Origin of the sequence: Aquisalimonas sp. (assembly GCF_007120195.1) — a bacterium.
In the GTDB taxonomy this organism is placed as follows: domain Bacteria; phylum Pseudomonadota; class Gammaproteobacteria; order Nitrococcales; family Aquisalimonadaceae; genus Aquisalimonas.
On sequence record NZ_SKOG01000254.1, the window covers coordinates 1 to 4,119 of the forward strand.

6 protein-coding genes are annotated in these 4,119 nt (G+C 63.3%); 4 read left to right on the forward strand and 2 right to left on the reverse strand.

What is annotated here, in order from left to right; genetic code table 11:
- Nucleotides 1-115: 115 nt before the first annotated feature.
- Nucleotides 116-1,069 (reverse strand): threonine/serine dehydratase, encoded by a 954-nt coding sequence (locus QZT63_RS17770; RefSeq protein WP_290653071.1) that lies wholly within the window; start codon nt 1,067-1,069, stop codon nt 116-118.
- Nucleotides 1,070-1,163: 94 nt separating this feature from the next.
- Between QZT63_RS17770 and QZT63_RS17775 the strand changes: the two genes are divergently transcribed.
- Nucleotides 1,164-1,418: a Smr/MutS family protein gene (locus tag QZT63_RS17775; protein ID WP_290653073.1), complete on the forward strand. Its 255-nt coding sequence runs from the start codon at nt 1,164-1,166 to the stop codon at nt 1,416-1,418.
- Between the two features lie 115 nt (nt 1,419-1,533).
- The gene (locus tag QZT63_RS17780) at nt 1,534-2,130 is read left to right on the forward strand and encodes a TetR/AcrR family transcriptional regulator (RefSeq protein ID WP_290653075.1); all 597 of its coding nucleotides are present in this window, start codon (nt 1,534-1,536) and stop codon (nt 2,128-2,130) included.
- 80 nt (nt 2,131-2,210) lie between these two features.
- Here QZT63_RS17780 and QZT63_RS17785 read toward each other — a convergent pair whose 3' ends face one another.
- Nucleotides 2,211-2,399, reverse strand: a complete 189-nt coding sequence (locus QZT63_RS17785; protein WP_290653077.1) for a hypothetical protein — start codon at nt 2,397-2,399, stop codon at nt 2,211-2,213.
- Nucleotides 2,400-2,866: 467 nt separating this feature from the next.
- Between QZT63_RS17785 and QZT63_RS17790 the strand changes: the two genes are divergently transcribed.
- Both QZT63_RS17790 and QZT63_RS17795 read left to right on the forward strand, forming a co-directional pair.
- The gene (locus QZT63_RS17790) at nt 2,867-3,139 is read left to right on the forward strand and encodes an RNA-binding protein (RefSeq protein ID WP_290653079.1); all 273 of its coding nucleotides are present in this window, start codon (nt 2,867-2,869) and stop codon (nt 3,137-3,139) included.
- A gap of 408 nt (nt 3,140-3,547) precedes the next feature.
- Nucleotides 3,548-4,119 (forward strand): M48 family metalloprotease (locus QZT63_RS17795; RefSeq protein ID WP_290653081.1); only part of this gene is annotated, 572 nt, incomplete at its 3' end.

Genomic DNA, 4,119 nt, shown 5'->3' on the forward strand with positions numbered 1-4,119 from the left:
CCCCTGGCGGCGTTGCGCCTCCTCGCCGTAGTCCCCGCTACGCCTCGTCGGCGCGCCTTGCCAGGAACCGTCAGGATCCACGCCAATTTTCGCAACGTATTTACGGGACAGGACACTAGAGGAACTGCTTGAGCTCTTCCGAGGACATGTTGCCCCCGGTGACCACGGCGACGATATCGCCCGCGTTGGGGAGTTCATCCGCGGCAGTGCCATCGAGTAGCGCACCTGCCGCTACGGCTGCGCCGGGCTCGGCATGCACTTTGACGGTGCCCAGCAGATGGCGCATGCCGGCGTGGATACTTGACTCTGGCACGGTGATGATGCTGTCAACGTACTCCCGTGACAATCGGTACGTGTATTCGCCGGCGATGGCTGCACCGAGGCTCCATGCGCAGGTCTGTACGTGCTCCAGGCGCGTCGGGCCATTGTGCAGCCATGCGTGCTTAAGGGTGGCGGCTCCCTCCGGCTCCACACCGATAATCCGCACTTTCGGACGCAGATGGCGCGCGGCAATGGCGAGCCCAGAGATCAGCCCACCGCCGCCGACCGGGCAGAGGATGGCGTTCACATGCGGACACTGCTCGACGATCTCCAGTCCGACGGTACCCTGGCCGGCGATGATCCGGGGGTCATCAAATGGGTGAACCAGGGTGAGCCTCCGCTCTTCCACCAGGCGGTGCATGCGCGCCCAGGCGTCATTGATGTCGCCCTCGAGAATGACTTCGGCGCCGAAGTTGCGGGTGGCCTCCACCTTGACCGAGCTGGCATTGGCCGGCATGGCCACCGTGAGACGCACGCCGGCTGCCTGGGCCGCCCATGCGAGCGCGACGGCATGGTTACCCGCAGACACGGCGCCAAGTCCCGCGCGCAGCTCACTGGTGGATGCCGTGCGCAGCCAGTTGAGCGCGCCGCGTGGCTTGAATGCGCCCGTACGTTGGAAGAGTTCACCCTTGAGGTAGACTGGCCGCCCAAACTGCTCGGAGAGGGCATAGTCGGCCAGGCACGGGGTCGGGTGAATTGTGTCGCGAATCCGTTCCCTTGCTGCGAGCACATCGACGTAACTGACCATGGGCTTGGCCCTCTTGATATCGCTCGACGGGCGGTTAATGTTTGTCATGGTGACATGAAAGCCGGCCCCGGGGCAGCCGTGGATCGAGTGGTGTATGGCGCGATTGAAAGTGGATCTTCATGATGTCTTCAACCGCGGGCGGCTGATTGATGCCGCACTGAACGACGCGATCGAGGACGCGGTGAATAAACGCCTGCCGATGGTCGAGATCATCCATGGACGCGGCAGAGGGCAGTTGAAAAAACGGGTGCTGAAATTCCTGGAACAGCCCCACATCCGCAATCGATACCACCGCGTGGAGAAGGACACCAAGAACCCGGGGCGTCTATTCGTGCACTTTCACCATTGACCTGGCCGCCAGCGCGGTTCACATTGACCTAGACAGGGCTGTATGCTCACCCCAGAATGTTGGTCCCAACAAGGCCACCGGAATTTTACTGTGGCCGAAGCGTTTGGAGAAGGCGATGAGCACGAGCCCGTCAACCGATACCCGAACCGGTTCCCGTCGCGATCAGCTGCTTGAGACCGCGACGGACCTCTTCTACCGTCACGGCTGCCACACCACTGGTATCGACAAGGTGCTCGCCGAGGCCGGCGTTGCCAAGATGACGCTGTACAAGCATTTCGGCTCCAAGGACAATCTGGTGCTAGCGGCCTGTGAGCGCTTCCACGAACGCGTGCGTCACGAGTTCGAGGAAGTGGTCAGTGGCGGAGGGCTGACGGCACGGGAGCGTCTGGAGGCAATCTTCGATTTCATGGATGAGTGGGCCCAGCGGGAAGAGTTCTGGGGCTGCCCGTCGATCAACCTGGCCGTGCAGTATCCCAAGCATGATCATCCAATCCACCAGGCAGCCGCCGAACACAAGCGTTTCCGTATCGAATACGTCGCCGACCTGGCCGAAAAGGCACACCTCAAGGAGCCGCGCGAGCTGGCCCGGCAACTTGTTCTGCTCATCGAGGGCGCCACGGTCCTGGTCCAGGTCACCGGCGACCAGTCGCTCGTGGCGACTGCCCGGAATGCGGCACGGGCACTGATCGCGCGCGCGGCCGGCGAGTCATGACGCACCCGATCTGCTGACGCGCACGCGGCGGCGGTGGGGTATCGTCCAGCGGAGTGGCGTTGTCATCCATCTTTGAAGGTTCAGACGATGCTGATTAGCAGCATCACGAACAGGATGACGAAAATCAGCGGCAGGATCAGGCCTCGCCAGTCCTTGGGTTGATCCGCCTGCTCCTTGTCCCGCTTCATGCTCTCCCGGATCCCTGGTAGGAACCACATGGTCACCAGAACGGCGAATATGCCCGCCAGCACCATTTCCCAAGCGGCCATGTCAGTAATCGACTCCTTATGGCTGATGCGCAGCGCAGCGTGGCGCGGTTCTGACCGAGTTCTTCCCGCTCCCCACGGCCCGGAGTTGATGATGCCCGTCCCACCGGCTTGCGCACAAGTGCCCGACTCCCGGTCGCTTCCCCTGGGTTGCCGGCGCCGACGGCTCCAATGTCAAGCTGCCGACTAGTAGACCCGGCAATACCCGGTGGCTGGTGGCCGGAGGCATGGACGCCGAGGCGCCGGATGGAGGCCGGAGCAGCTTGACGCCACTACGAAGCTGGACCATTACTTTAATCTATAGAGGCGAAGCGTCGATGAGGTGTGTTTCGTGCATCGCCGAGGTGCCCGGCCGTCTGCGAGGGCTGCCGTGGAGTTGATCCTGTGGGATATCCCCCGCAGTGCTTTGCCCATCGCCGCCCGGCGGTGGGCGGTAACCGCCCGGCGATGGGCGGCGATGGAGAATAGGCGTGCACAAGACAATCTACGTTGGCAATTTGCCCTTTTCCTCGACCGAGGAGGATATCCGTAGTCTGTTCGAGTCCCACGGCGAAGTGCGTTCCGTGAAACTGATTACCGACCGGGATTCAGGTCGACCCCGGGGCTTTTGTTTCGTGGAAATGGAGGCGGCTGCGGCGCAAGCGGCGATCGCGGCACTCAACGGTTACGAGCTGGAGGGGCGCGCATTGCGTATCAATGAAGCGCGGCAGCGGACCGGGCACCGGATTCGGCGTCCGTTCTAAAGTGCCATGCGCCGCGTGGATACTTTTAAGGGGTCGGGGGCTTGCTGCCGGTAAGGGGCGAGGGCGGATGGGCCCCGCCGGCTCGCCCTGAACCTCACGAGCCTTCCCATGGTCTACCCGATGATGGACTCGATCCAATGACCTCAGTGACGCTGGCGGCAGCAGTGTCGCCGTCCCTGCCCGGCCTGCCCGCGGGTCGGGAATTGCTGAGCGGATCGAGACCGGCTTGGGGTCGAGGGCGGGCGCGCGGACACCCCGGCGCGGCTTCTTTGCGCAGTTGGATGTGTGCGGTTTCTCGCGGTTTCGCGGCTCGGTTTACGCACGTCCGCGACCCTTGACTTGGCGTGTCGTTGGGAACAGCGTTTGCGTTCAGGCAGGTCGTGCACCGTTTCCCCGGAGAGTCAGGCAGTGTGGCAGCGGATCCTCGGTCTTTGTTTTGCGGTTTCCTTTCTCGCCGGTTGTGCCGTCAATCCTGTTACCGGCGAACGGGAATTCAGCCTGGTCGGCGAGGAGTGGGAACTCCAGGTCGGTGAGGAGCATTACACGCCCTTGCGCCAGATGGAGGGTGGCGACTATGCCCTCGAGCCGGAACTGGTGGAATACGTGCAGGGGGTGGGGCAACGTCTGGCGGAGGAAGCGGATCGTGATTTGCCCTATGAGTTCACCGTTCTTAACAGTTCCGTGCCCAATGCCTGGGCCCTGCCGGGCGGCAAGATCGCCATCAACCGCGGCCTGTTGACGGAAATGGACTCCGAAGCCGAGCTCGCCTCCGTACTTGGCCATGAGATCGTGCACGCCGCGGCGCGGCACGGCGCCCAGAGACAGTCGCAGCAGGTGCTGCTCCAGGGTGCCGTGCTGGCCAGCGGTGTGGCGGTTGGTATCGCGACGGATCGCCAGGAATACGCCGCGGTGGCACTGCTTGCCGGCGGCCTGGGGGCGCAGCTCATCAGCCAGAAGTATTCCCGGGATGCCGAGCGGGA

Coding starts and splice junctions, on each gene's coding strand:
- QZT63_RS17770 (WP_290653071.1), bottom strand. CDS start 1,069: ATGGTCAGTTACGTCGATGTGCTCGCAGCAAGGGAACGGATTCGCGAC.
- QZT63_RS17775 (WP_290653073.1), top strand. CDS start 1,164: ATGGCGCGATTGAAAGTGGATCTTCATGATGTCTTCAACCGCGGGCGG.
- QZT63_RS17780 (WP_290653075.1), top strand. CDS start 1,534: ATGAGCACGAGCCCGTCAACCGATACCCGAACCGGTTCCCGTCGCGAT.
- QZT63_RS17785 (WP_290653077.1), bottom strand. CDS start 2,399: ATGGCCGCTTGGGAAATGGTGCTGGCGGGCATATTCGCCGTTCTGGTG.